This is a genomic window from Rhizobium sp. BK176, from assembly GCF_024808055.1.
In genome coordinates, this window is the sequence record NZ_JANUBV010000001.1 from 1,463,231 (window position 1) to 1,487,659 (window position 24,429).

Consider the following 24,429-nt stretch of genomic DNA (forward strand, 5'->3'; position numbering starts at 1 on the left):
ACAGTGCGAACCGCGCTGTGGCCTTTTTTGATGGACCTTATTGTCCCTGCGTTCAGGCGGCTCTGACGAAGTTTTTCAGTGCTTCCACCCGGGGCGACTTCAGGATCATTCTTCGGATCGACCGCATTTTCAGCTTCGCGGCATCCATCGACGACATCCCGTCATGGTCAATGGTCACAGTACTGGGGTCGACCGGATTGGCAATCGCCAGAGCGGCGTTGTGGTCTCGGCGAAGATAGAACGATCGGTTCCTGGATTTCATGGCGGTGACGTCGTACACGGGCATCGACTTGATGCCCGTGCGCATCGGCATAATGCCGTCGGCCGTCATGTCGTCTCCGAGGTGCAGGACCTTCGGTGCCTCCACTCCCTGGTAAAATCCGGTGTCGGCCAGTCCTATCCCGAAGATTTTCCCGGTTCGCTTCTGGAATCCGAAATCCGCGCTCGATACCACCTGGCTCAGGAATTCCATCATGTCGTGATGTTCGAGCAGCTGTTTGATCCTCGACGACTCGAGATACATGTCGGAGACGCCGACTACAGGTATCCCGCGCGTCCTGGCGGCTTTCAACAACGGGAGTATGGCGGCGTTGGCGATCAGGCATCGCTTTTCGAGTTCGATCTCGTAAGCGATGGTGTCGTTGGCCGCTTCCGCGATGTCTTCGGCAGAGAGCCTCTCGCCCACAAGAAGCCGTATCCATGTCCTGAAATACGCTTCGGCGGGTGTTTCAGGATCGTGTCCCTTGGACACCGCCGTCGCGCTCTCGAGGCTCCAAGCCCTGTTCCGTGCGCTTCTGACATCGGATGCCGACAAGCCAAGGCATTGTGCCAGCCAGTGCGAAGTCGCGTCGATCACCAGCTCCGGATCGGTTGTCCGCAGCAGGATCGTGTCGAAAATGTCGAGGGAAAGAACACCTACGTCACCACGATCCATGCTTCGGATTGCAGCGCGGACGGCGCACGACCACGAATAGTAAGTCTTCATGCGCCCGTCTCCATGCCCATCATCGCTCGGTAGTGTTTTTCGTGATTTTCTGCGAACGCGGACGGCGAGAAGTTGCGGACTGCCTTACGCCTTGTCGCGGACCTCATGCCGGACATCGCCTTGGACGACCAGTCGGACGAAATCGCTTCTCCCAGCGCGCTAGCCGATCCGTCGCGGATCATCCGGCCGGTGACCCCGTCCACGACCATTTCCGCGATGCCGCCCGTCGGCCAGCCGTACACCGGGGTGCCGCATGCCAGTGCTTCCATGATCGCCAGTGGCTGGTTGTCCGCCATCGGCGTCGCCATGAACGCATCGGCAGCGGAAAGCCATTCGGCGAGGTGTTTCCTGTCGGATACATATCCCGTGGCCATGAAGTCGATCGGCCCCATGATCGCATGCACCTTGGGATCGGGCTTGCCGATCAGAACCACGGTCGGGAAAACGCTCGATGCCGCGACCGCTCCGGCGATCGCCGCCCCTACGTTCTTCCGCTCGTCGCCGATGCTCGCCGCAGAAATCGCGATCACCGGGCGGTCCTGCGGCAGTCCCAGCCTTGCCCTAAGCCCAGCTCGGTCTTCCGGCTCCGCAAACACCGCCGTATCGACCATATTGGAGATGACGGTCGGTTGCTCGGAAAGATTGCCGGATGCCCATGCGGTGTCCGCCATCCACTGGGAGGGCGTGATCACCGATACCCGTCCCTTCCGATGCAACCTGCGGCGCATCGCGAGGGCGTTCGGAGTTCGGTCGGACCAACCGTAGATCGGCCATTCGTTCGACAGTGGACAGTCGCCGCAGCCGTCCTTGTATTTTTGGCAGCCAGCCATTTGGGGATAGAGGCATCCACCCGTGAAAGGGGAGCAATCGTGGAACGTCCATGCCACCGGAGCGATCCGCGCTGCCGCTGACAGGGTCAATGGGGAAATGCTACCGGATGTGTCATGGAAGTGGATGACGTCGAAACCTCGCAGCCCCACCATTGCGGCCGGCAGCTCGAAGGGGACCATCTCGGCCAGTCCGAATTTTCTGGCTGCCCGGTGAGCGAGAGTAGTGACGGGGCGCAACATCCCCGGGCCGTAGAGAGACTTCCTCGTGTCGGTGAACCCCTTGCTGGTCCACGTTACGAAGTGGGTCGCTTCGTGGCCTCTGGCGGCCATCTGGCGCGCCAGGTCTTCGGCGACGCGGCTCGCACCCCCGCAGGTTTCGTCTCCCCTACTGACGACGGCGATCCTGATCTTGTCTTTCATCTGATGTTCCATGTTCGTCACCGCCATGCCAGGCGGTGGATCAGCGCGATAACAAAGTTTTCAAGTGGTCCGCGCCTCTTCCCGACCGGAACGAACGAGCCACCGCGAACCCATCCCCGTCGACGCAACCGAGCGACCGTCAGAGCGGCCTGGAGCGGCAGGCGAAAGACTGAGCCAGTGACGTAGCCTTCTTTCCATCGAGCGCGTCTCATGCCCTTGATGGCGGCTAGGGGGTTCAGCCGTGAGGCCCGGCTCTCGGTTGGCAGCGCCACGTCGACGCCGAAGTCGAGCGAATGCCCGATCGTGCCGAAGAACCCGTATAGTTCGGCATCCGGGAAACGGACGAGCGTCAGCGCAGCGGATTCAGCCACGTCCCTGATGTCGTCGGCCTTGGCTCCCATTTCCCTCACGGCGGTTGCGAAGGCGGTGGCGTAACGAAGGATCGCGTCGTGGAGTTTAGCGAGCCTCGGCTCGTCTGCGAGTTCCGATCGACGCGATGGGGTATCTGACGCCAGCAGTGGCTCGCCATCGTGATACCCGGTCACCGTCCCATGGTGCGCGCGGCAGGTGTCCTCGAAAATGTCGACGGCCGATAGAACCGCTTCCGCCCTCCATCGCTGAGACCCGCAGTCAGAGAGCAGTCCTTCCATGTCGAGGCCGGCAGCGCGCCTCTGTCCGCCTAGTTCCCTGAGCGCGAGGTAGAGACCTTTGATCTTCGGCTTCCGCCGAACCTGCCCAAGCGAGAGTTCTAGGGCCTCCTGAATCTGGCCGGCCCAACCGACATCCACGACCGCCACATTGGCGTCGGCGAGAAAGCCTGACTTTTCGAGGTATTCGTGGAGTCCTGCAACCGCTCTTTTGTTCAGGCTCTCCATCCGCGCGCGCACCCAACTGTCCGCGACGAGGGCGTGGAAACGGGGGTCGGTGCGATAATCTACGTTTTCCGCCAATGACGAGAACCCGTGGTGCCGAACCAGCTCCTCCAGCTCGGACGCTGGCGACGACAGTGGTGTCAGCAACGTGCCGAGCCGGTCGTCTCCGCCGTTCCATTGCGCAAGGTAGGCTTCGCGCATGCCGTATGATCGGCTCGAAGCTGACATGAGAGATTTGCGCGACACATGGAGATAACCCGACTTCGGCGATGTCGGAGCAGCAAGCAGGTCGTAGAGGCGCATCGGAATGTATCCGTCGCGCGCCATGAACCAAACCCTGTCCTGGCCCTTCGTTTTCTCGACAACCGACAGCGCGAAATGGCAAAGGATTGGCCCAATGTCGCCAGCTAGACGATCCCAGAGACTGTCGCTAGACAGGACCGATAGCGCCCTGCGGTGAATAGCCGTGCCAATCGGTTCCGATGAGGCCCGTCGTTGGTCCGTAGGCCGGTCGTAGGAAGCCGATATCGCCATTCTGAAGTCCTGAATTTATTGCCAGTAAAAGCGTATTGTTGAACTCGCCGGAGTGTCAACGTGGTCGGCGAGTTCTTTATTTTTAAGTACGGCGGAGGATCAGCGCGGCGATCTTCTTGGAATATCGGACGCTGAATTTTTCGACTGGCAACAACGCCGTTGCGCAGACAAGGCAGATCGCCGCTGTCGAAACGATGTTGATCGCCATTTGCGCCGGAACGGCAAGTCCAGTTGTCGGGAGCCAGACGAACAGATAGGACGACCACGAGCAGATGACGAAGATGTGGAACAGATAAAGCGGGAACGACACTCTGCCGAGGAAGGAAGAGAGGCGGTTCGAGAAGAAGCTGCGCAGGTACCTCGAGAACGTGACAGCGAAGACCAACGACGTCGCAAGGAGCGCGAGCGCGCCAAAATCCTCGTTTCCGGGTCTGGCGAAGGTCATGACAACCCCGATCGAGTAGAAGGTCAGCAAGGCAAGAAGCTCGACAACCCATTTCCAATCGGCCCGGATAGCGATCGAATAACGTGCCTCCGCCGCCAGATACCCACCGAAGAAGCAGGCGTAGATCGGGGCGACCTTGATGCAGACGAGGAAAGCTGCGACCGCGATGATCCATTGGCCCCGACCGTGCGATCTAAACACCGCCAGGTATCCGTAAACGATCATCGATCCGAGGAATTCATACGAGATCGTCCAGAGCGAAGAGTTGTAGCTTTCCCGCGAGTAGTAATAGAAAAACGAGTTGAACAGCGAGAATTTCACGAAGTCGTACCCCGAAGCCGGGAACGTGTAGAATGTCCCGAGCCAATCTCCCGACACACCGGTCTCCCTGCTGACGTCGGCGCTGATCAGCAAGCCCGCCTTCAGGAGCAGGTAGCCGATGAAGGTCGTGACGAGAATCGGGATCGCCAGCCGGAAGTACCTCGACGTAGCTGCCATCTGCAGGTCTCTGCGCGCAGGGTCGAGATTGGCGTGGCTGAGCGCATATCCGGAGATCACGAAGAAGACGAAAACAGCGAACTGTCCGTCCATCAGGAGTTTGATCGAGTCGGGAGCAAGCCATGGCTGATCTTTCGCGAGGAAGCGGTAGACCAAGTGATAGACGAAAACGAGGATGGCACCCCAGCCACGCAGCCCGTCAAGAAACCCAAGTCGCTCTGTTTTGCCCGTGTCGGCCATCGAAGTCCCGCCCGTGATAATTCAGTACGAGGCTGGTGCAACTGGAACTCAAAAACAAGACCCCAAAGAGCGTTGACTGGCTGTCGGAATGGGCGACAATTTCAAGACAACATCGTTCGCCGGAATATTTTAATGAATAGAAAATCAGCGGATTGCGCCTTCCGAAAGGTCGGAGCCGAGCTTGCCGTTATTGCCTGCGTCACCATGGCCTTCTTCCTGTGCGAAAAGCTCTTCGTCCTCTTCTATTTCAAGTATCCTGGCGCTGGCATCTATCGGTTCTGGGCAATCGTCGCTTCGCCGCTTCCGGTCATCGCGGCCTACGCGATCTTTCGCCTTTTCCTATCCAGGTATGCCTCCGCCGCCGTGACGGTTGCCGCTACATGTGTTCTGTCCTATGCCAACCACGTAAAATTCGGACTGACGGGCGATCCGCTCTCGTTTACCGACATTTCGGGGACGGCGAACATCTCGATCGTCTCTCACTACACGAACGTCTATCAAATCGTCGCGGCCATGGGTGTTTTCGCAATTGGAAGTGTCCTATTTCACCGCTACGAATACCCAGGGCTTCGCGGCAGGCTTTCACGCAGGCGTATTCCGATCGCGGCGCTGTCTCTCGTTTTCCTGGCAGGTGTCGCCAGCGGCCGTTCCGTCGTGGACGACCTTTCGACCTTTGGCTCTGATGTTTTCGCCGAGCTCGGGATGGCCTACCTGTCCTACGACTGGCCCGAAAACGTGAAGTTGAACGGCCTCGGCATTCACCTGATCCAGACCAGCGTTCGTCATATGCCGGAGGAGCCGACCGCGGCTGAGACAATCGAGTTCAACAGCCTCGTCAAACCTGCCAGGACTGATTTCCAGCGTCCGAAGACGGTGATCATGATCCTTTGCGAGGCTTGCTGGAACGACGACCGTCACTTTAAAGACGTGTTCTCCCCACTGACCGACAGAGGTCTCGTGCCTCTACGCGGGGTTTCGCCTGCCTATGGCGGCGGCACCGTGAATGCCGCCTTCGAAATGACGACGGGACTGCCTGCGAACGGCGAGGCGCTGACCGGCATCATCTACCAGGAATACGCGCCCGTAATCTCGGACACGGCCCACGTCTTGCCTCGCTACCTCGACAAGGAGGGGTACCGCACAGTCGCCATGCACAACCACACCAAACGCTTCTGGAACCGCGATATCGTTGCTCCTAAGTTCGGATATGACGAATTTCTAGGGATTGAGGACATGACGCCGACCCCGCCATCGGGTTGGGCAGACGACGAGTATCTCTATGACGCGGCGCTCAAGGAGATGGACGAGTTTCCAAGGACACCCTTGTTCATGCATCTGACGACGGTCTATACGCACGGCAGTTATGAGAGGCGCGGCGACCTCGGAGAATCCGAATACGCAGAAAGGTTGCGCCTTTCGATTTCCCGGATGGCCGAGTTCGTCGATCAGGTCTATCGCAGGGACCCGAATGCAGTCCTGTTGGTGTACGGAGATCACAAGCCGCAGCTGACCTCGTTCTTCGTCAGGGAGGGCGTGCTGCCGATCAGCGTGTTCGAGACGGTCGGCAAGGATGACACCAGCTTCGCCTTCGAACCCGGATACCCGCAGGCGTTGGTCGGCGACATGCCCATCTACGTGAAAAGCAGCGATAGCCAGAAATTGTCGGACTTCATCACGCAGGCAAACGGCACTCCGTTTTTCTGTGTTTCCAAATTCTTCGACAGGACGTTCCTGAAGTCGTCAGCACCCGTCTACCGCTTTTCTGGCGACATTTGCCGGGCCTATCGCACAGCTGGATACAAGAAAACGATCGCTGCGTTTCCGGACTGGCTTTACGCGAAAGCTCTTCTTAAATCTTGAAGTATTTGAAGACCCCGCTTCTTGACTGATAGTTCAAGTCGGCGAACCATGGTGTACGAAGTCTTTATTTTTGAGTTTGTACTCCATGGAACATCGCGACGTAGATGCCTACCGGACCAGCCTTTCGATCGTGGTCCTGACATTCCGGCGCGACGATGCGCTGCTCGACACGCTTGAACGCATTTCTTCCGCTCTTGGCACCTCCGGTTTTCAGCTGGTCCTCGTTGACAACAACGCGGACGGCAAGAACCGACGTACGATGATCGATAGATTCGAGGACGCCGTGCTCGTCGACGAACGCTACAACATGGGCGTCGCGGCAGGGCGCAACAAAGGTATCTCGGTCGCGACTGGCGATGTCCTGCTGTTCCTCGACGACGACGCGCTGCTGGAAGTTCCCGCGGATTTCACGACAAGGCTCACGGATTTGTTCGACCATGATCCCAAGCTCGGTGTCGTGGCGTTCAGGAGTTTCGTCGGCGCACAGCGAATTGAAGACCCTATCGAGTTTCCGCATACCGACAAGTCGAAAGACCACGATAGCCGGTTCGACACCTTCCGCTTCATAGGCGTAGCACATGCGATCAGGCGGTCTCTGTTGAACCAAACGGGTCTCTACTGCGCTTCGTTCTTCTACGGGATGGAAGAATTCGACCTTTCCTACCGTGCGCTTAAATTGGGCTATCGGATCGAGTTCAGGCCCGAGTTTCGCGTCCAGCACATGAAGGCCAATGCCGGCCGGCTGCCGTCGTCCGCGGTCATCAGGCGGATGTACGCCAATAAGCTTTCGGTCGGCTGGATGCACCTTCCAGCTCGCCTCTTCCTGGCGTCCGGCGCTGCGTGGTTCCTCAAGACCCTGCTCGATTCCAAAAATCCAGCGGTTCCGTTCCGCGCCATCGGCGACTTCCTTGCGATGGTGTCGCACGGCCAGCTCCAGAAGCGCGATCCGTCCAGTGATCTCGTCGCCGAAATACGGCGTCTGGGCGGGAAGGCATGGCGATGACCATGAACCACGGACAAATTCAGGCCTCCCGGCAGGCAAACGGCCACGGCGCTGACACGCGGGTCAAGGCGATCCTCGTCGTTTGCGACCTCGTCGCGATCCTCTTTGCGTCCGGCTTCGCTTTCGGCATCCTCAGTTTCATTACGGGATTGCTCGGCTTCGATTTCGTCTCGTTCCACCGCTTGCTCGCAGAACGCGGGACTGCCCTTGTCTCGGCAGCGGCATTCGCCTGCGCCTACTTCTTGTTCGCGGGTCACTACCACATGCGCATTCCCTTCTGGGAGGAAACCCGCTCGGTGGCGGCGGCCGGGCTCTTCGGCTTGGTGTTCGAAGGGTTTCTCGTCTTCGCCAACAAGGCCGACGTCTCGCGTTCGTCGATGTTCCTCTCGTGGATCATCGCGCCCTTCGTCATCATGTGGCTTCGAGGCCTGGCGCGCAGGACCCTCTCCAAGCGCGGGATCGGTCACTACAGGGCCGTGGTGTTCGGTCGACAGACCGAGATCGAGCGGGCCACCGACCTGATCATGGCCGACAGCCATCTGGCGTTTTCCGTGTGTGGTTCCCGCGAGACGACGGATTTGGCCGAGGCCGAAGCCGCGCTTGCCGCGGTTGGAGCCTCGGATGCGGTGATCGCGCTTTCCTGTGCCGACGAGGCCGAGATCAGGCTCGCGGCCGACCTGCGCCGACGCGGTTACGCCATCTGCGTCATACCGCCCGCCATGGGCATGTCCGCCAGCATGAACGTCCAGTACATCCTCGGGCGGGACGCCATGCTTCTTGTCAGCAGGCCCGAAATCACGCCGCGCCTCAACCGCGCCGCCAAACGGGCGTTCGATATCGTCGTCGCCGGTGGCCTTCTTCTCACGCTCGGTGTTCCGATGGCGATGGTGGCCGGAGTGGTGGCGCTGGACGGCGGCTCACCCTTCTTCAGTCACAAACGGATCGGCAAGGACGGGAAAGCCTTTGGTTGCCTCAAGTTCAGGTCGATGCGGGTCGACGCCGAGGCTAAGCTCGAGGAATACCTCGCCAAGGACCCCGAGGCCCGCGCGTCTTGGGAGGCCACCCGCAAGCTGCCAGCGGACCCTCGGATAACCCGCATTGGCCGGTTCATCCGAAAGGCTTCGATCGACGAGTTGCCGCAGCTGGTCAACGTTATCAGAGGCGAGATGACTTTGGTGGGGCCGCGCCCCGTCACGGAGTCCGAACTCGACAACTACGGCGACGCGCGGCAGCTCTACACCGCCGTGAAGCCCGGTCTCACGGGCATGTGGCAGGTCTCCGGCCGCAGCGACCTGACCTATGCTCGAAGAGTGGCGCTCGACACGTGGTATGTCGAAAACTGGTCGCCATGGCACGACATCGCCATTTTGGCCAAGACGGTCCCCGTGGTCCTCGGCAGGGGCGGGGCGTACTGACCGCTCCGCCGATCAAACCAAGTCGCTGAAGCGGCTAGAACGGCGAGAACGTGGTGACGGCAGGCCGTGCCGAAGGTGCCTCCGGCAATCCCGAGTGATTTTCCCTGATCCTCGCCGGGTCGTAACCGTTCTGCGAGAACTCGAGCCACAGCCTTGTGTCGATCGGAACGAGGACACCTCTCTGTAGCCGGTCGGCTGTCTTGATGAACATGGCCGCATCCGCCCCGAGTTTCTCGAGCGGCGAGTTCAGGAGCCAATGGAGCCTGTTCGGAGTGATCATGCCCGTGCGGCTGACATCGCCGTCACCCAGAGCCCTGTCGAAAGCGCGAAGGACACGGGGATCGTTGATGCCGAGCGCAATCTGCTGCCCTTCTGGCTTCGGGGCGGTTTCCGTGCGATAGACAGACCGCAGCCGCATTCCCGCAAGGTCGTAGTCATCCAGCGGCCCTGCCCATAGATGAGGATACTCGTTGACGAATACCCATCGGGTTGGATCGACAACTATTCCATCCACGCTTTCTAACCAACCATGGCGGTTCATGCCGCGCCTTCCTGAAGAGAGCGGCCCGTCATAAATGCCGTAGGCCGGGAAAAGCGTGCCGTGCTTCTCCTGGAATTCGTCGAGGATGCCGCTTTCAAGCGCCGCGACCGAGACGGCGAAGCAATTGCCCCTCCAGCGCTCCACAGGCATGTCGATGGCCTCCGCCACGGCCGACGCGCTTGGAAGATCGAGTTGCAGCCTGGAAGCCGTGCGTCTGGCCTCGTGGACAATATCATCGTGGTAGACCCGCGCGCAGTCCTGATCGTCCTCGTTGAGGTCGCCAGAGTCCACCTTCTGGAACAGGTGTCCTTTGAGCCATTCGATGTGGGCGACGCTGCCTTCCCGGTACGGGTTGTCGGCTTCTGTCTTGCCGCTCAGATAGGCTTCGACGCCTTGGTCGGCGTGACTGATGAACGGCCTCATGGTCCGTCCTCCTTAGTTGGGTCGATCGGTACATCAGACACCGAATTTCCGCAAGTTCTAACGAGGTCTTTTATTTCTGCGCGCCGCCGGACTACCCTGTTACAAAGGGCAGCGATCGGAGCTCAAAAATGGATGACGCCGCTACAGTGGCCGGCTTTCACGCCGTCGATTTCTTCTGCGGGGCGGGCGGGAGTTCGCGTGGACTCGTCTCCGCCGGATGCCGTGTTCTCGCGGGCATCGACCGCGATCCCGAATACCGATCGACCTTCGTCGCCAACAACGCCGATGCCCTTGGCCGGCCCGCCGAGTTCCTGAACCTCGACCTTTTGCCCCGGTCCGACCGCAATCCTGGCGGTCAGCGGGACGAAGCCATGGCGGAGATCGCGCGGATCATCGACACCGCGCAGGCCGAGGCCAGGCGGCCGGTGCTCTTCGTCTTCTGCCCGCCCTGCCAACCGTTCACCTCGGTCAACCGCGGCAAGCTGTCCGCCGACATGGAGGAAAGCCGTAAGCAGGACAAGGGGCTTCTCTATCACTCGTTGGACTACATCGACACCTTTCGCCCCGAGGCGATCCTCTGCGAAAACGTGTCTGGTATCCAGGATCGGAAGTTCGGCGGAGTGTGGCAGCACTTCGAGGCCGGTGTCGCGGCTCTTGGCTATGTCGTCGGGAGTGCCGTTGTGAACACGGCAGACTTCGGCATCCCTCAGGTCAGACGCAGATCGGTCCTGCTCGCGGTCCGCCGTGACGTCTTCTGTGGCGACCCGACGATGTTGAGGGAGGATGGCATGTTGGTTGTACCCTCCGTCGATCAGCTCGCGGAACGGATGACCGCTCGGCAGGCCATCGGCCACCTGCCGCCTTTGAAAGCGGGAGAAACCCATCCCGACGATCCCGACCACCGCGCATCGAAGGTATCCGACATCAACCGTCAGCGCCTTGAGGCGGCCCCTGAGGGTGGCACTAACGAGCATTACAGGGGAACGGACCTCGAGGTCGGCTGCCATTCGCGCCTCAGAGATCGTATGGACCGCGACGGAAGGAAGAGTGGCGGATATACTAACGCATATTCCAGGCTCTACGCCGATCGCCCTGCACCGACCATCACCACCAAGTGCTTCAGCTTCTCGAACGGTCGTTTTGGTCACTTCGACCGCAGTCAGAACCGCGCCCTCTCTATCAGGGAGGCGGCGTGCCTGCAATCGTTTCCGGAGGACTACAGGTTCATTACGCCATCGATCTCGGTCGCCGCGAAGATGGTCGGCAACGCAGTCCCTCCGAAACTTGCTGAATTCTACGCACGATACCTGCTGGGAATCGTCTCCGCAGGTGACGCCTGCGCGGATTCCGAAGTGAGTGTAGCGGCCTAGTGATCGGAATCGCCTGCGTTACCCGCTCTTTTTAGAAGGCATGGCGGAGCGAGACCCAGTGGTTGTTGCTGCAATATCTGTTTCCAATCGCAGGCTCCACAACTTCAATTTCGTGCGTCATTCAAAAAATTGAAGAACTCGCGCTCCAGGGCTTTGACGATTGTAATTAATCCGGCCATCCTTGGTGTAACGAAGTCCATAATTAAATCTCCAGAGGTCCCCATTGTCTTCCAGCGACACCCAAACGCCTAGCTTCATCGCGGTCGATTTCTTCTGCGGAGCGGGCGGCACCACGCGCGGACTGATCGACGCTGGCGGGTATGTCGCCGCCGGCGTCGACAAGGTCGGCGATTGCCGCGAGACGTTCGAGAAAAACAACGTCAACGTCGACGGCGAGGAAGCGCGCTTCCTCCAGCGCGACATCTTCGTCAAGACCGAGACATACCCGGACGGCGAACAGGACGTCCTGATGGACGAAATCGAAGGCGTCATTTCACCGCTCAAGGCGCGTTATCCCGGCGTGCCGACGCTGTTCGCGATCTGCGCGCCGTGTCAGCCGTTCACCAACATCGCCCGCAACCAGCTGACCGAAGAGCGCGCCGAAGGCCGCCAGCGCGACCGCGACCTGCTGACGCAAACCATGGACTTCATCGACCGCTTCCAGCCGGAACTCATCCTTTCGGAAAACGTCCAGGGCATCCAGAATCCCAAGTACGGCGGCCAGTGGGCGAATTTCGAGCGAGGTCTGGAGGAGCGCGGCTACATCGTCGGATCGACGATCGCCGACACCTCGAAATACGGCATTCCGCAGATGCGCAAGCGTTCGATCATGCTGGCCGTCCACAAGTCGATCTACAACGGCCTGAACGAGGTCGCTGTCGAGGACGGCGTACGTCTGGCAGTTCCTACCAGCGACGGCACGGGCGTCGTCAAAACCGCTTGGGACGCCATCAAGCACCTTCCGGCGCTGAAGGCGGGCGAAGCCCACCCGACCATCGCCAACCACAATTGCTCGAACCTCAGTGACGCCAACCGCCGCCGTCTGGAAATGCTCCAGCCTGGCCAGTCGAACCTCGCGTTCATGGGTACGGACCTCGAGCTCGCCTGCCATGCTCGCCTGCGCAACGGCTCCAAGGAAAACGCGACGGGGTTCTCGGATTCCTACACCCGCATGTTCAAGGACCGGCCGGCACCGACGATCACCACGAAGTGCTTCAGCTTCTCCAACGGCCGCTACGGCCATCCGGACACCGAGCAGGTGAGGGCGCTGTCGGTGCGCGAGGCGGCCGCGATCCAGACCTTCCCCGACACCTACAAGTTCTACGCCAACAGCATCCAGAAGACCGCGAAGATGGTCGGCAACGCCGTTCCGCCGCTGCTGTCCACTTTCTTCGGCAAGGTCCTTGTCGACATGACCAAGAAGGATGCCGACGAAGTGGCGCTCGAAAAAGCTGCCTGATCACAAACCGACTGACGATGCAGCAAGGCCGCCGGACCGATCATCGGTTTACGGCGGCCTTGCTCGTTTTTTGGGGTTGGCGAATTCCAGTGCTCTTCTCAGGCGAAGGCTATCAAGATATCCGCCTCTTCCTTGCCTGCGTGCGCGAAGGCCTGCTTGACCGTCCGGTAAGCGACGGTTCTTCCCCTGACACCGTCGATGATCGGCCATGCGTCGTCGAAGATATCCTCTATCTCAGTCTTACGCCTGTCAGCCAGGTATGCCTCCAGTCTGTGTTGACGAAGTAGCTTACGGAGTATGCGAATGGCGCTCGGACAAGCATCTTTGGCCTCGGAATAGGCCTCTATGGCCTTCCTTCAATGGTCTTCGGGTGTGGATGGTCCGGCAAGCGCCGGCCGAGGCTCGGCAGTGCCGAAACCTATCGGTCGCTGAACCTGAAGCGCGATGGCATCGCCTTCGGCTTGGTGATCGACGCCGTGACAGTCCGTGCACGCCTGTGGGCGGCGCGCGCCGTCTGCTCCGGATCGGTGTCGAACTTGTCGGCGAGATGGTCGGCAAGGAGACGGACGATATCCCTAGCCTTCTCCCGGTCCGACGACTGGCTGTCGTAGATGAATCCTTCCTTGAGGATGTCATGCCTGCGATCATAGGCGACCAGCCAACGCGCGGCGTCGAGACCGTCAGGTTCGCCGGCCCCGAGATGCCAGTCGAACATCACCATGAACGGTTCGCCGCGCGCCTCGACGGCGGCGATGAACTCGCGGATGTTCTTGGCATGGATGACTTCCTTGCCGAACACGTCGGCCGACTTCGGCGGATCGCGCTCGGCGTCGAGGAACAGAACCCAATCGGGGGCGCGTTCGGGTAAGTCGCTCATGGGGACGCCTCGCCGGTAGCTTGGCCCTTCGCCTTGACGACCTTTGTCAAGACCTTGTCGAGTGCATCCGGACCAGGAGCGTCGGTATCGAAATGCACAGCAATCTCATCGTCGACCAACACCCTCACGCCTTGCGGCTGCCTGATGACGGATGTCACACGAGTGTAATCCACGAAACGGGGGAGACCCTTCTCAGTCTTGTAGAGAAGGCCCTTCTGTCCGAGGAGAACCACCTCCGGCTGGATCGGCGAATCCTGATGGTCTGAGCGGAACCGCGCGTACGCTTCTTCCGCGGTTCGGCTGACAAGTGCGCCCATCTCGTCCTTGGGGACCAAAAAGGACGAGATGGTCATTACTGCAAGGGAAAACAGCAGCAGGAGACCGACCGGTAGAGCGGCGACACCCGTCGTAAAGACGAACCAAGCATAAAACGAGATCGACAAGATTGAAACGACGGTCAGAAAACGTCCGTTGGACTTCAGTCTTGTCTCGATGTTTGCGATAGTCGAATTCCGCTCATCCAAGATTTCCTTCGCCAACTTGAGCGGGTTCAGCAGGATTCTGTCCTCCATGGCATCGCCGTTGATTGCCATTGTCGGGAGTAGTTGCTCTGTGACCCGCTCGCATTCATCGGCAATAAATTTGCCCATGTCGCGCTCGGAAAATCCCTTTGTCGTCGCTGGCGTTGTCCGCTCGCGGCGGACTGTCATATCAAGTCCGCCTTCGGTGCCGGTTCCAATCCCGTATTCAGTCCCCATGCGATTTTCCTCTTCGTTGGACGAGCGGCGATCACATCGCCGTCGACATGTCCTTCATGCAGCCCGGTTCATGCGAAATCTTCTTCACCAGCGGTCCGACGGTCAGTCCCTGCACGATGATGCTGAAGACCACGATCACGTATGTCGCCATCATGATCAGCGGCTTCGCCTCGGTGTATGGCAGCGACAGCGCCAAAGCCACGGACACGCCGCCGCGAACGCCGCCCCAGGTCATGATCCGGATCGATCCCTTGGCGAACTGGTGGCGCAGGCGGTGCAACATCCTGATCGGGATCGCGACGGAGGCGAAGCGGGCCGCCAGAACGATCGGAATGCACAGCAGGACGGGTCCCATGTAGGCAGGCGCGAACTGGATGATGAGGACTTCCATTCCGATCAAAAGGAAGAGGACGCTGTTCAGGATTTCGTCGGTCATTTCCCAGAAGGGCAGGAGGTGGTTTCTGGTGCGTTCCGACATCACGCGCTTCGCGCCGATGTTCCCGATAAGCAGGCCCGCGACCACGACCGCGATGGGTGCCGACATATGGAAGCTCGAGCAGAAGACCGAAATCCCAAGGACGAGCGCCAAAGACATCAGGGTCTCGACGGCTGCGTCGTCGACGCGCTTCATCATCGCGATAACGGTTGCTCCGGCGACGAGGCCGAACGCAATGGCCCCGAAGACTTCGACCGAGAAGACCTCGAGAATGTGCCACCAGTCGATGCTGCCCGCGTGGTTCACAACGCCGCCATGCCCGCCGAGGCCGTCCGCAGCGACCGCGATGCCGACAAGGACCGTGAAGGCGATAACGCCGACGCCGTCGTTGAACAACGATTCACCCGCGATCTTGGTCTCGAGGTTCTTGTCGACCTTGATGGTCTTCATGACTGCGAGGACCGCGACCGGGTCGGTCGGGGAGATCAGCGCGCCGAAGACAAGGCACCAGATCAGGGAAATCTCGACTCCGAACAGCCAGCATACGCCGTAAAACCCGAGTCCGACGACGAACGTCGAAATCAAGACGCCGACGCTTGCCATCAGGATGATCGGCATCCTCTGCTCTCGCATGCGGTCGAGATTGACGTGCAGCGCCCCCGCGAAAAGCAGGAACGACAGCATGTAATTTACAACCGTTTCAAAAAAATTCACGCTCGTCAAAAGCTGGTGGGCGTAGCGAGCGAATTCGAACTGCGGAATGAGGTAGTCCGCCGCGAGGATGCCGAGCGTGCCGACCATGCCCATGACCAGAAGCGCGATGGCGTGCGGAAGCCCGATGAAGACCTTGTTGACCCATCCCAGCAGCGCCGAGAGAACAACAAGGATGGCTGCAACCTGGATGATCGACATCTATTCCCTTTCCTTGATCGGAGTCTTTGATTTCGTATGGAGGGGCACCGATGGCCCGTGTCAACTTATTATGACCTTGAATATCAATTTAAATAAAGACCTCGGCCGTAAAAAAGGCGGCGGCGACAATAACGATAGCGTCATTGCTCGCGTGAGCGGAGGGGCCAATCGAACCGGATCGGTCCCTCCGCATTTTTACGACGCAAGAGCGACCAGCGCCTTGCGTCGCTTGCCGACATCGACCCGCAGTGGAAAGGCCTCTCGGCCGAAGGTCGCCCGCCAGTCGTTTTCCGTCTGTCCGTTCACCCTGACGCCGTTGCCCTCGACGAGCCGCTTCGCCTCGTTCTTCGTGTTCGCCATGCCGATCCGGATGAGGAGGTCGAGAACGCCCGTGCTGACCTCCATCTCGACCGTATGCGTCGGTTCCTCCAGCCTCCCGGAGAATAGGGCCGCCGCCTTGGCTTCGCATTCTCCGGCGACTTCCTTCCCGTGGACGAGGGCGGTGACGGCGTTGGCCAACGCGATTTTCGCTGCGTTGACGGTTTTCTCACAGGAAACCGTTTCCTCGATCCAGTCGGACGGCATGTCGGTGAACATCATCAGGAACCGCACTGTGTCGGCGTCCTCCACGTTCCGCCAGAATTGCCAGAAGTCGAACGGCGGGAGCTTGTCGGCGGAAAGCCAAACGGCCCCGTCGGCGGTCTTGCCCATCTTCTTGCCGTCGGCCGTCGTCAGCAGCTTGGTCGTCAGGCCGAACAGCTCGACTCCGTCCGTCCTGCGGGCGAGGTCGATGCCGTTGACGATGTTGCCCCACTGGTCCGATCCTCCGAGCTGCAGGCGGCAGCCATGGCGTCGCGCCAATTCGGCGAAGTCGGCCGACTGCAACATCATGTAGCTGAATTCCAGCACCGAAAGCGGGTTGTTCTCCTCGAGCCTGCTCTTCACCGAATCCATGGCGAGCATCCTGGCGACCGTGAAGTGAGTGCCGACGTTGCGCATGAAGTCGAGGAAGCCGACATTGCCTAGCCAGTCGTTGTTGTCCACGAACGTCACGCGGTCGGCGAACTCTCCCAGCACCTGCCGGATGTTGGAAGAGATGCCCGCGAGGTTACGGTCGACGGTATCGTCGTCGAGCAACTGGCGCGCGGAGTTTCTGAAGCTCGGATCGCCGATCCGGCTGGTCGCCCCGCCGACAAGCGCGATGACGCGGTGGCCGGAGGCAGCGAGACGACGCATCGACATGAGCGTCACCAGGTGGCCTACATGCAGGCTGTCGGCCGTGGCGTCGAAACCGGCGTAGGCGGTCACTTCCTCGCGGCATAGCAGATCGTCGAGCGCTCCGATGTCGGTGCACTGGTTGAAGAAGCCACGCTCGATCATCTCGATCAGGAACCTGGACTGCGGCTTGTGGGTCATTTTCATTCCTTCCTTGGTTTTCGGGTGTGATACCGCAGGAAGGGAACAGGGACGCCGCCGACCTGCGGCGACATCGACATGGGGGATCGACGGCTACCGCGCTGTACGCGAGCCGTAGTAATAAGCCACGAAAGACGTGGTGATCCCGAACATTACATCGTCCTTTTCGGCGTCTGTTGTTGAATTCCGTGACGCCATGGATAGTGTATCGACGAATTAATGGAAGAAGTCAATGTTCCAAAGACCCGGATTGTCCGACTGGATTGAAGGAAGCGCGTTCGCGGACCGCCACGGCAAGCCTGTCGTCCTTTATCACGGCACGGACACCGGATCGGACTTCAACATCTTCGCGAGGACGGAGGAGGGCTCGATCGGCTTCCATTTCGGCGACCTTGCCGCCGCCCACAAGCGTATCGACAACATGACCCACGGAGATGACGCCGGCGCGTGGGGTGCGGTTATCCCCGTCTACTGCAACGCCCGAAGGCCGCTACGCTTGATGGACCACCATACCTGGGACATCGCCAACGTCTGCGGCGAACTCTTTGACCTCGGGATCGTCAATGCCGACCAGCACGATCTGATTGTCAACGGCTATAACGAATACGCGCTGTTCGCGGCCATCGAGATGGCGGGCTACGACTGCGTCGTGTACACCAACGAAACCGAGCATGCCGGAACGCCGTACGACTCCGTCATCGTCTGGCGGGCCGAAACCGTGAAGGGGGCGTATGCGGGGAGCTTTGATCGCGACGATCCCGGCCTCGTACCGAGCATTGACCACGATCCCGACGACTTCGAGTGCTGGGAGACGGTCAAGGAAGAGATCGACGACTACAAAGAGAAACTCGGCGCGCTGCTCATGCGGCCGGCCGCCACCGCTACTCGAGGATTCTGACGGACCCGCGGCGGCTCTTGCACCGCTCGGCCTCCGTTCGGATGGCGTTGCGGACCGCCGACGGCGATCTGATGAGCGGCAGCGTCACGGTTCCCGTGCGGTCGGTGGACGTCACCTGGATGTTGCCGACGCCGAAAATCCTCTGGAAGATGCCGATCGTCTGTGTCACGTCGACCACGCGATAGAGTTCGACTTCGTCTTCCACCCGCAGCAGCAGGCCGTAGCGGACGATCAGGCGCTCGTCCGTCAGCGTGAAGGAGCAGGTCTTCTGGTAGACGATCCACGAAATGACGCTGGCAACGAGGAGGGCCGACGGGATGAAGAGAAGGCCAGTGTCGTACCTGATTCCCGGAATTCTGAAGCGGTCGAGAAACGCCGCCATGGTCGCCAGCGTCTGGGGTGCCGCCAACCACGCGGCCAATCCGAGCCTGATGACGTTCCTCAACTGGAAAATGGCAGCCGACGTGGCGGGCCTCGCGGTCAGGACAACTCTCTCGTTTGCGCTCGACGTCATGGTTTTTTCTCCGTGTCGTAGAATTGTCCCCGCCAGCTTCGCCGAATGCAAGACACCGATCTTGAATTCGCTTCCGTTCCGGTCTAGGTTTAATATGCAATTCAAGGAGCGCCACATGCGTATCGAGGACAGCGTTTTCCGTTAGGTAACCACCTAACGGAGTTGAAAAATGAAAGTCCATGTCGAGACGGCGCACGCCTCTCGTTTCCATGTATCGGTTCTCGCCCCCGGCGGAACCGCCGTACACACCATAGAATTCGTCAGCCTGCGGGTGATGCTCTCCTGGCTCGCCAGCTGGTGGGTCGAGGTCGGTGCCGGCGGCGAGCTGTTCGCGCCTCATCCACGTTATAACCGCCCGCTTCGCCCATACACGGGCTACGAGCGCGCGTCAGGCGGGTTGCGCCTCAACGCCTATGTCGGATCGGCCCACCTTTCCGGTGACGAAGTCCTCGCGCTGATTTCCGCGCGCCCGGTCAAGCCAAATCCCCACCGTCCTTTTCGCGACGGCCCGGTCGACGGAACGGGTAAGCGCACGCGCTTCCGGTTTTTCCGCCGCCGCATCCGCACCGCCGACAGCCACCGCGAGGGTGCCTATCCCGCCGACGATTGCGGAGACGTTCCCGCCTACCGTCCCGCGCGCAACCGCGCCAACCTTCCCTCCGGCCGCGACGACATCGCCCGCTGCCAGACGCGCTCCTGGAAAGCCACGCGCCGCCATCAGTGGAGGGTGGTCGAATGAGACACAAAGACATCGAGTTCATCCGCCTCAGCGTCAGCGGCGGGGAGACGTTCGACGTCCGCTCGTTTGCCGATGCCTTCCGGAGACTGGGACTGTCCGGCGGTCGGTGGGTGAGGGCAAGCGACGGCGGCGACAGGGTCGTCATTGAGGAGCGGTCTTGGCGGGGAACATGGTCGCGGCGCAGGGCCGCCGTGTTCCATGTCGACGGCGTGCTGCACGTGTCGGCGAAGATCGTCCTCGCGCTCTACCGGGAAACGGTCGCAGCAGACAAGAAGGTCATGGCCTGGGAGGCGGACGGTTTCAGATGCCGTCCTGTCCCGGTCAAGAAATGGAGCCTGCGCGGAGAGTTCGGATCGGCCAGGATCGGATGCGAGCGGCGTGCGAACGCTGGCTTGCGACACGATGAAGAGCTTGAGGAACACGGCCTCAGGGCGAGGCCGTGTCGTCGTCTGTTTAGCGAGTACCGCTTCGAGCGGCCCAGGCCCAAGGACGTGAACTGGAAACGCTTCAGGAACACAAGATGGAAGGAGAAGGCGTTCTAGCCTATCGCGGCTTTCGACATCCACTCGCGCAGGTTCGAGTCCGGTGTGTGGTCCGCGACGCTGTTGGTCGCGAGATTGCCGAACAGGCCTTTGACCGACTTGATGCCCTGATGCGGCAGATCGTCGGTGAACAGCATCAGCCGCTCTTCGAAATTCGATTGCATGAACGGGAGCCGCTCGTCGATCCGGCTCCTGTTGGTGCGCATGTCGCCGACGTAGAGGTCGACGGGAAGCTTGTACCAGTCGAGGTTCACGCCGCCCGCCCAACGCTCGAACCCGTAGTAGCGGCGGTAGAAGGCGGCGTGTTCGCTGCGGACGACCGAGATATTGTAGGTGGAGGCGAAGTGTATCGACGCCATGTAGGCGAAGCGGACGGTCAAGAACGGCAGGGCGCTCAGTTCCGGAGCGCGGGTCGGTTCCACGCAGAAACGGGAGCCGTCGACGAAGGTGTTGCCTTCCTCGAGTTCAGGACCGAGATACTCCTTGAAGCTCTTTATCGCGGGGCACCATGGAGTGTCGGGAGTGACGCGGTGAATGCGGAGCGAGGCGGATAGTTCTCCGTCGAGGTAAAGGCCGAAAATCTGGCAGTTCTCGAGGAGGTCGTAACTGTCGACGCTCATTCCTGTCTTGTTGGGTTCGATGAGGTCGTTGGCGATATAGGCGCGGTAGCGGAGCGCGAACACGGCCGCGAAGTCCTCGGCGCTCTTTATGCGCCTGAACTCCAGCCTCGGCATCAGGCCGACTATACTCTCGACAAAGCCGGAGCGCGCGGTGGTGGTAGTTGACATTATCTGTTTACTTCAGTGTTTAAGCAGTCGAAAAGTACGGCGTGGCGGGGGTTGCGCCACTTGAAAAAGCTTTTACAGAGTTTGGTTAACAGTCAATGAATGGCCTGTCCAATCCGGCACAGGCCAGGGCGGCTCGGCCTTTAGGATGAGGGCCCCGGGGTATCCGATGGAGGGGGTCAGGCACGCCGATTTCATGCCCCTGTTCCTGTCCTGAATGCCTCGACGCCCACGTGGTCTGGGTTGATTTCGCCAAGCGCCGCCCTAGCGCGAGCGCCGGGATGTTCGGCATCGATCAGGACCGAGGTGCCGTCGAGCGACTTGTTCACCAGTACGATGGTGTCGAGAACCTCGGTGTAGGCGGCCCGCTTTTCCTCCGGTCCCGCGATCATCAGCTGGAGGCCCATGTCGGTAAAGAAGTTGAGCAGCGCCTGGGTGTTGACCACGTCGAGCTTGTTGAAGGCCTCGTCGAACATGGCCAGCCCCATCCCCGTCGGTCTACCCGTCGAATGTCCGGGGAAGTAAGCCGCGGCGAGCGATGCCGCCATCGCGACGTAGAACGGAGCCTGCGCCTCGCCGCCGGACCCCTTGACCGCGCGAGACGACATCGAGGTCCGCCGACCCTGTGCGTCCGTCATGACGATCTCGAAGGTGAAGTATTGACGGTAGTCCGCCAAAAGCGCCGATCCGTCCTTGCCCGCGATAAGATCGTCCAGTTCCACCAGGGCCTCGTCGAGTTCCGCCTCGATCTCGAGCGCCTCGATGCCGTCAGACGACCCGACACGCATCGCAAGCTCGTACATGCGCGCGAACCGGCCGTTGACGGTCCAGGTGTAGGAGTAAACCTGCCCCGTGAAGTGATGGCGCTGCATCCGCTCGTTCAAGGCCTCCATCTTGTGATGGACTTTCTCCAGCTTCTCGGACAGGCGCGCGAGCAGGTCTTCCCGCAGCATCTTGCGCATCTCGCTGGCGGCGTTGAGGCATGCCTCGCGGTGCCTGCGAAGCTCGTTGCCCTCGAGCCGCGCCCGTTCGCCCGCCGTCCAGCGGTAGGCGTCGATCATGGTGTCCGGTTCGATCCTCGGGACATCCATATCCCAGTTGGCTGCGTACTCCCCGAACTCGCGGATGGCGTTCGCCTGCTCCCGACCTGAGTCTCGGTCCGCCTGATCGGCGATCGTCCTGCTGTCGTTTCTAAGCGTCGACAGGAAGCCCATGACGTCGTCACGTTCGCGCTCGGCTTCCGATATGGTCCGTCTCGTGCGCTTGAGGACGAGCTTGGAGTCGATGTCGGAGATGCCCCGCATGATCCCTAGTTCGGTCATCAGCGGCGAGCGGAACAAGCGCCACGCGACGGACCGGTCCTTGACCGCCTTGCGCAGCGCGTCGCGCGCCACGTTCTCTTTGGATTCCGCGCGGGCCACGTCCCGAACGAGAGCGTCCATGCGCGGCTGGTATTCCTGGTCGATCTCCTCGATGTGGTTCGCCCGGTCCTGCTCCATCGCCCTGATTTCGTCGAGGATGGCGGCCGCGTCGGAAGTGTCTCCCTTGAGCATGTCTTCGGAGATGGCCTTGAGGCGCTGGCGCGACATCCGCGCCGAATGCTCCATGTCGAAGAGGCTTTCCCCGTCCCGCAGGACGTCGATCGCCGGCCCGATGACACGGGCGGCCTCCCTCAGCATCTTCACTTCTTCCCGGGCCGCGGCCAGCCGTTCGAGCAGGGGAGCGAGTTCGTTACGTAACGCGTCTCCCGTCTTGCGACGGGCGGCCTTGCCCAGCATGAAGGTCGTCAGGCGGCGGTTGACAGAGAGTGCCATTCCCGACGAAGTCTTTCCGTCCCTTGTGACCCCCCGTGACATCTTCGCCATTTCCTCGTCGGACCCGGCCTTGATGAAGGAGCCGATGCGGGTTTCCATGAACGCGAAAGCGTGGTCGTTGTCCGTGGTGACAGCCTCCAGTATCGACCCCTTGCGGATCGACGCGCGGGAACCAGGCGTCTGGACGGTCGAGACAAAGTTGGTGCCGCCGAAGGACTCGCGGTCGGCGTTCGCGAAAGCGTAGGCCTGATGTAGAACCTTGGGATCGACGATGATCGACTCCCGTGCCCAGCCAAGCAGGCTTTCCACGGCTTCCCGCCAATCCTCGTCGATGACCTCGACGACGTCGCACACCGGAATGGCCTCCCAGCCTTTGCGTTCCAGCCCTTGGATCAGTTTTCTCGTGGAAGGCGACAGGATGGCGCGGTCGCTTCCGGCAGGTCCGATGTTGGACGTGATGCTCTCGGCCCGTGCCTGGAGGTCGCGCAGGTCATCGGCGATCTGGTCCGCCAGGCCGTTCATGATGTCGACCAGGCCCTCGGCGGCGGCGATCTCGTCGAGCAGCGGCTGGAGGCGTTCGCCCTTGCCATGAAGCGCGTCCGCCGGGTCCATGGCATCCGGCAGCATGCGAAGCGCCTCGGCCGCGGCCTCGATCGCGCGGCGTTGGGACGGCGTGAGCTTCTGGGCGACGGGAGACAGGCGGGCGATCAGCGAGATCGCGTTGCGGACCTTACGGTACCGCTCCGATCTGGTGGCGACCTCGCGTTCCTCGTATCGCCGTTCGTTCTCGAGCTGGCGCATGCGCGCGCCGGCGTCTCCAGCATCGGCCAGGATGCGCTTCGACCGGATTTCCTCGTCGAACTCGGCGACCCAGCGGCGGCGGGTGGAGAGCGCCTGTCTCGTCTGCTCGAGGTCGGCGGTCTTCGATCGTAAAACCTGCAAGGACGAGCGGTAGTCATGGGCCGTCCGACGCATCTCCGCCTGGGCCGCGACGAAGCGGGCTTCGGCCCCCTTGAGCTTGGTTTCGGCCCAGGTGCCGAACCGCGTTTCCATGCGAACGACGCGCTTCAGCTTGGCCTCGATCTGCTCGATGGCCGCTTCCAGCTGCTTCCAGGTGTCGATCGAGGTGCGGACGCGGTCCAGATCGAGGGCCTCCGGCTCCAGCACGAATTCGCGGACGAACAGCGTGGAATCGAAGATCGGCTTGAAGGCCAGCGCATTCGAGAAGGATCGCAGGAAATGGCGTGCGTTCGGGGCCTGGTTGTGAAAGCCGCGCATGCGCCGCAGCATGTCGGTCGTGAACTTCTCTGCCGACGAGCGGTACTCTTCGAACTGCTCGGACGAACGGCGCAGATGCGCGACGGTTTCAGACCACGGTGCGAGCGTCACGCCTCCGTTCGGGCCGCGGCGCTTGGCGTCGCCGACCGAATAGGCGAAGTTCGGCGCGATGAAGCGCGACAGTACTTCCTCCCGGGAATCCCCGAAACGCGCCGACAGCGCGATACCCACCGTGAGCGGCTCGGCCGTTTCCTCGTCGCGGAACACAAGCGCGATGACCGTCTCGCAGCTGCGTCTCAGCGGCTCTCCGCCTTCGGCCGGGTCTCTCGTCATGCCGAGGCAGTATTCGAGGACCGAGCGCGCCGACTTGCCGCTGGCGCTCGGGTTGAGGTTGAGGCGGTTCATGTTTGCCCCGGTCAGGACCGTCTGGATCGCGTCCGCGAAGGACGACTTGCCCGCTCCAGTCGGACCGACCAGCGCCGTCGAACCGACGATCTCGACGTCGATCGCGTCGACGAGATACCAGTTCTGAAGGCATACCCTGGTTAAAAGGTGCATGTCTTTT

Annotated in this window: 21 protein-coding genes; 9 read left to right on the plus strand and 12 right to left on the minus strand. The window is 60.9% G+C overall.

The window, feature by feature from the left end; translation table 11 throughout:
- Nucleotides 1-52: 52 nt before the first annotated feature.
- From FHT76_RS07985 to FHT76_RS08000, 4 genes are all read right to left on the minus strand, one after another.
- On the minus strand, nt 53-985 hold the full coding sequence (locus tag FHT76_RS07985; RefSeq protein ID WP_259185275.1) for a hypothetical protein: 933 nt from the start codon (nt 983-985) through the stop codon (nt 53-55).
- A complete protein-coding gene (locus FHT76_RS07990) occupies nt 982-2,235 on the minus strand; it encodes a glycosyltransferase (RefSeq protein WP_259185276.1) in 1,254 nt (417 codons plus the stop codon). Before FHT76_RS07990 ends, FHT76_RS07985 begins: the two co-directional genes overlap by 4 nt.
- Nucleotides 2,236-2,252: 17 nt before the next feature.
- Nucleotides 2,253-3,641 (minus strand): hypothetical protein, encoded by a 1,389-nt coding sequence (locus FHT76_RS07995; protein ID WP_259185277.1) that lies wholly within the window; start codon nt 3,639-3,641, stop codon nt 2,253-2,255.
- Nucleotides 3,642-3,723: 82 nt separating this feature from the next.
- Complete coding sequence (locus FHT76_RS08000; RefSeq protein WP_259185278.1) at nt 3,724-4,824, minus strand: acyltransferase; 1,101 nt, start codon at nt 4,822-4,824, stop codon at nt 3,724-3,726.
- A 132-nt stretch (nt 4,825-4,956) separates the two neighbouring features.
- Here FHT76_RS08000 and FHT76_RS08005 point away from each other — a divergent pair, with 132 nt between their 5' ends.
- The 3 genes from FHT76_RS08005 to FHT76_RS08015 all read left to right on the plus strand — a co-directional run bounded on the left by FHT76_RS08005 (nt 4,957) and on the right by FHT76_RS08015 (nt 9,102).
- Nucleotides 4,957-6,684 (plus strand): LTA synthase family protein, encoded by a 1,728-nt coding sequence (locus FHT76_RS08005; protein WP_259185279.1) that lies wholly within the window; start codon nt 4,957-4,959, stop codon nt 6,682-6,684.
- An 85-nt stretch (nt 6,685-6,769) separates the two neighbouring features.
- Nucleotides 6,770-7,687 carry a glycosyltransferase family 2 protein gene (locus tag FHT76_RS08010; protein ID WP_259185281.1) on the plus strand — a complete coding sequence of 306 codons (918 nt, stop codon included), beginning with the start codon at nt 6,770-6,772 and terminating at the stop codon, nt 7,685-7,687.
- A complete protein-coding gene (locus FHT76_RS08015; protein WP_259185282.1) occupies nt 7,684-9,102 on the plus strand; it encodes an exopolysaccharide biosynthesis polyprenyl glycosylphosphotransferase in 1,419 nt (472 codons plus the stop codon). Before FHT76_RS08010 ends, FHT76_RS08015 begins: the two co-directional genes overlap by 4 nt.
- A 34-nt stretch (nt 9,103-9,136) precedes the next feature.
- On the opposite strand, the gene FHT76_RS08020 is transcribed toward FHT76_RS08015, so the two are convergent.
- Nucleotides 9,137-10,066 carry a hypothetical protein gene (locus tag FHT76_RS08020; protein ID WP_259185283.1) on the minus strand — a complete coding sequence of 310 codons (930 nt, stop codon included), beginning with the start codon at nt 10,064-10,066 and terminating at the stop codon, nt 9,137-9,139.
- A 128-nt stretch (nt 10,067-10,194) separates the two neighbouring features.
- Between FHT76_RS08020 and FHT76_RS08025 the strand changes: the two genes are divergently transcribed.
- The 3 genes from FHT76_RS08025 to FHT76_RS08035 all read left to right on the plus strand — a co-directional run bounded on the left by FHT76_RS08025 (nt 10,195) and on the right by FHT76_RS08035 (nt 13,182).
- Entirely contained in the window at nt 10,195-11,436 is a 1,242-nt protein-coding gene (locus FHT76_RS08025) for a DNA cytosine methyltransferase (RefSeq protein ID WP_259185284.1), read from the plus strand.
- Nucleotides 11,437-11,659: 223 nt separating this feature from the next.
- A complete protein-coding gene (locus FHT76_RS08030) occupies nt 11,660-12,895 on the plus strand; it encodes a DNA cytosine methyltransferase (protein WP_259185285.1) in 1,236 nt (411 codons plus the stop codon).
- An 89-nt stretch (nt 12,896-12,984) separates the two neighbouring features.
- Nucleotides 12,985-13,182 (plus strand): hypothetical protein, encoded by a 198-nt coding sequence (locus FHT76_RS08035; protein ID WP_259185286.1) that lies wholly within the window; start codon nt 12,985-12,987, stop codon nt 13,180-13,182.
- A 131-nt stretch (nt 13,183-13,313) separates the two neighbouring features.
- Here FHT76_RS08035 and FHT76_RS08040 read toward each other — a convergent pair whose 3' ends face one another.
- The 4 genes from FHT76_RS08040 to tyrS form a co-directional block, all read right to left on the minus strand.
- Nucleotides 13,314-13,772 (minus strand): cyclic-phosphate processing receiver domain-containing protein, encoded by a 459-nt coding sequence (locus tag FHT76_RS08040; RefSeq protein WP_259185287.1) that lies wholly within the window; start codon nt 13,770-13,772, stop codon nt 13,314-13,316.
- On the minus strand, nt 13,769-14,530 hold the full coding sequence (locus FHT76_RS08045; RefSeq protein WP_259185288.1) for a hypothetical protein: 762 nt from the start codon (nt 14,528-14,530) through the stop codon (nt 13,769-13,771). Before FHT76_RS08045 ends, FHT76_RS08040 begins: the two co-directional genes overlap by 4 nt.
- 31 nt (nt 14,531-14,561) lie before the next feature.
- The gene (locus tag FHT76_RS08050; protein ID WP_259185289.1) at nt 14,562-15,878 is read right to left on the minus strand and encodes a sodium:proton antiporter; all 1,317 of its coding nucleotides are present in this window, start codon (nt 15,876-15,878) and stop codon (nt 14,562-14,564) included.
- 195 nt (nt 15,879-16,073) lie between these two features.
- A complete protein-coding gene (tyrS, locus tag FHT76_RS08055; protein ID WP_259185290.1) occupies nt 16,074-17,294 on the minus strand; it encodes a tyrosine--tRNA ligase in 1,221 nt (406 codons plus the stop codon).
- A gap of 232 nt (nt 17,295-17,526) precedes the next feature.
- Between tyrS and FHT76_RS08060 the strand changes: the two genes are divergently transcribed.
- Complete coding sequence (locus FHT76_RS08060; RefSeq protein WP_259185292.1) at nt 17,527-18,192, plus strand: hypothetical protein; 666 nt, start codon at nt 17,527-17,529, stop codon at nt 18,190-18,192.
- Here the strand turns inward: FHT76_RS08060 and FHT76_RS08065 are convergent.
- Nucleotides 18,176-18,706, minus strand: a complete 531-nt coding sequence (locus tag FHT76_RS08065; protein WP_259185293.1) for a PH domain-containing protein — start codon at nt 18,704-18,706, stop codon at nt 18,176-18,178. The two genes, FHT76_RS08060 and FHT76_RS08065, sit on opposite strands and share 17 nt — an antisense overlap.
- Before the next feature lie 169 nt (nt 18,707-18,875).
- Between FHT76_RS08065 and FHT76_RS08070 the strand changes: the two genes are divergently transcribed.
- Nucleotides 18,876-19,445, plus strand: coding sequence for a hypothetical protein (locus FHT76_RS08070; RefSeq protein ID WP_259185294.1), 570 nt, complete (start codon nt 18,876-18,878; stop codon nt 19,443-19,445).
- Complete coding sequence (locus FHT76_RS08075) at nt 19,442-19,987, plus strand: hypothetical protein (protein WP_259185295.1); 546 nt, start codon at nt 19,442-19,444, stop codon at nt 19,985-19,987. The genes FHT76_RS08070 and FHT76_RS08075 overlap by 4 nt, the downstream gene beginning before the upstream one ends.
- Here FHT76_RS08075 and FHT76_RS08080 read toward each other — a convergent pair.
- Both FHT76_RS08080 and FHT76_RS08085 read right to left on the minus strand, forming a co-directional pair.
- Nucleotides 19,984-20,775 carry an N-acyl amino acid synthase FeeM domain-containing protein gene (locus FHT76_RS08080; RefSeq protein ID WP_259185296.1) on the minus strand — a complete coding sequence of 264 codons (792 nt, stop codon included), beginning with the start codon at nt 20,773-20,775 and terminating at the stop codon, nt 19,984-19,986. The genes FHT76_RS08075 and FHT76_RS08080 overlap by 4 nt on opposite strands.
- A gap of 191 nt (nt 20,776-20,966) precedes the next feature.
- Nucleotides 20,967-24,422, minus strand: a complete 3,456-nt coding sequence (locus tag FHT76_RS08085; RefSeq protein WP_259185297.1) for an SbcC/MukB-like Walker B domain-containing protein — start codon at nt 24,420-24,422, stop codon at nt 20,967-20,969.
- Between the last annotated feature and the right edge of the window lie 7 nt (nt 24,423-24,429).

Bases quoted from the DNA above. Each gene is read 5' to 3' on its own strand.
- FHT76_RS08040 (WP_259185287.1), bottom strand. From the start codon at position 13,772: ATGAGCGACTTACCCGAACGCGCCCCCGATTGGGTTCTGTTCCTCGAC.
- FHT76_RS08065 (WP_259185293.1), bottom strand. From the start codon at position 18,706: ATGACGTCGAGCGCAAACGAGAGAGTTGTCCTGACCGCGAGGCCCGCC.
- FHT76_RS08075 (WP_259185295.1), top strand. From the start codon at position 19,442: ATGAGACACAAAGACATCGAGTTCATCCGCCTCAGCGTCAGCGGCGGG.
- FHT76_RS08085 (WP_259185297.1), bottom strand. From the start codon at position 24,422: ATGCACCTTTTAACCAGGGTATGCCTTCAGAACTGGTATCTCGTCGAC.
- FHT76_RS08045 (WP_259185288.1), bottom strand. From the start codon at position 14,530: ATGGGGACTGAATACGGGATTGGAACCGGCACCGAAGGCGGACTTGAT.
- FHT76_RS08060 (WP_259185292.1), top strand. From the start codon at position 17,527: ATGTTCCAAAGACCCGGATTGTCCGACTGGATTGAAGGAAGCGCGTTC.
- tyrS (WP_259185290.1), bottom strand. From the start codon at position 17,294: ATGACCCACAAGCCGCAGTCCAGGTTCCTGATCGAGATGATCGAGCGT.
- FHT76_RS07990 (WP_259185276.1), bottom strand. From the start codon at position 2,235: ATGAAAGACAAGATCAGGATCGCCGTCGTCAGTAGGGGAGACGAAACC.
- FHT76_RS08070 (WP_259185294.1), top strand. From the start codon at position 18,876: ATGAAAGTCCATGTCGAGACGGCGCACGCCTCTCGTTTCCATGTATCG.
- FHT76_RS08015 (WP_259185282.1), top strand. From the start codon at position 7,684: ATGACCATGAACCACGGACAAATTCAGGCCTCCCGGCAGGCAAACGGC.
- FHT76_RS08025 (WP_259185284.1), top strand. From the start codon at position 10,195: ATGGATGACGCCGCTACAGTGGCCGGCTTTCACGCCGTCGATTTCTTC.
- FHT76_RS08010 (WP_259185281.1), top strand. From the start codon at position 6,770: ATGGAACATCGCGACGTAGATGCCTACCGGACCAGCCTTTCGATCGTG.
- FHT76_RS07985 (WP_259185275.1), bottom strand. From the start codon at position 985: ATGAAGACTTACTATTCGTGGTCGTGCGCCGTCCGCGCTGCAATCCGA.
- FHT76_RS08050 (WP_259185289.1), bottom strand. From the start codon at position 15,878: ATGTCGATCATCCAGGTTGCAGCCATCCTTGTTGTTCTCTCGGCGCTG.
- FHT76_RS08020 (WP_259185283.1), bottom strand. From the start codon at position 10,066: ATGAGGCCGTTCATCAGTCACGCCGACCAAGGCGTCGAAGCCTATCTG.
- FHT76_RS07995 (WP_259185277.1), bottom strand. From the start codon at position 3,641: ATGGCGATATCGGCTTCCTACGACCGGCCTACGGACCAACGACGGGCC.
- FHT76_RS08080 (WP_259185296.1), bottom strand. From the start codon at position 20,775: ATGTCAACTACCACCACCGCGCGCTCCGGCTTTGTCGAGAGTATAGTC.
- FHT76_RS08005 (WP_259185279.1), top strand. From the start codon at position 4,957: ATGAATAGAAAATCAGCGGATTGCGCCTTCCGAAAGGTCGGAGCCGAG.
- FHT76_RS08000 (WP_259185278.1), bottom strand. From the start codon at position 4,824: ATGGCCGACACGGGCAAAACAGAGCGACTTGGGTTTCTTGACGGGCTG.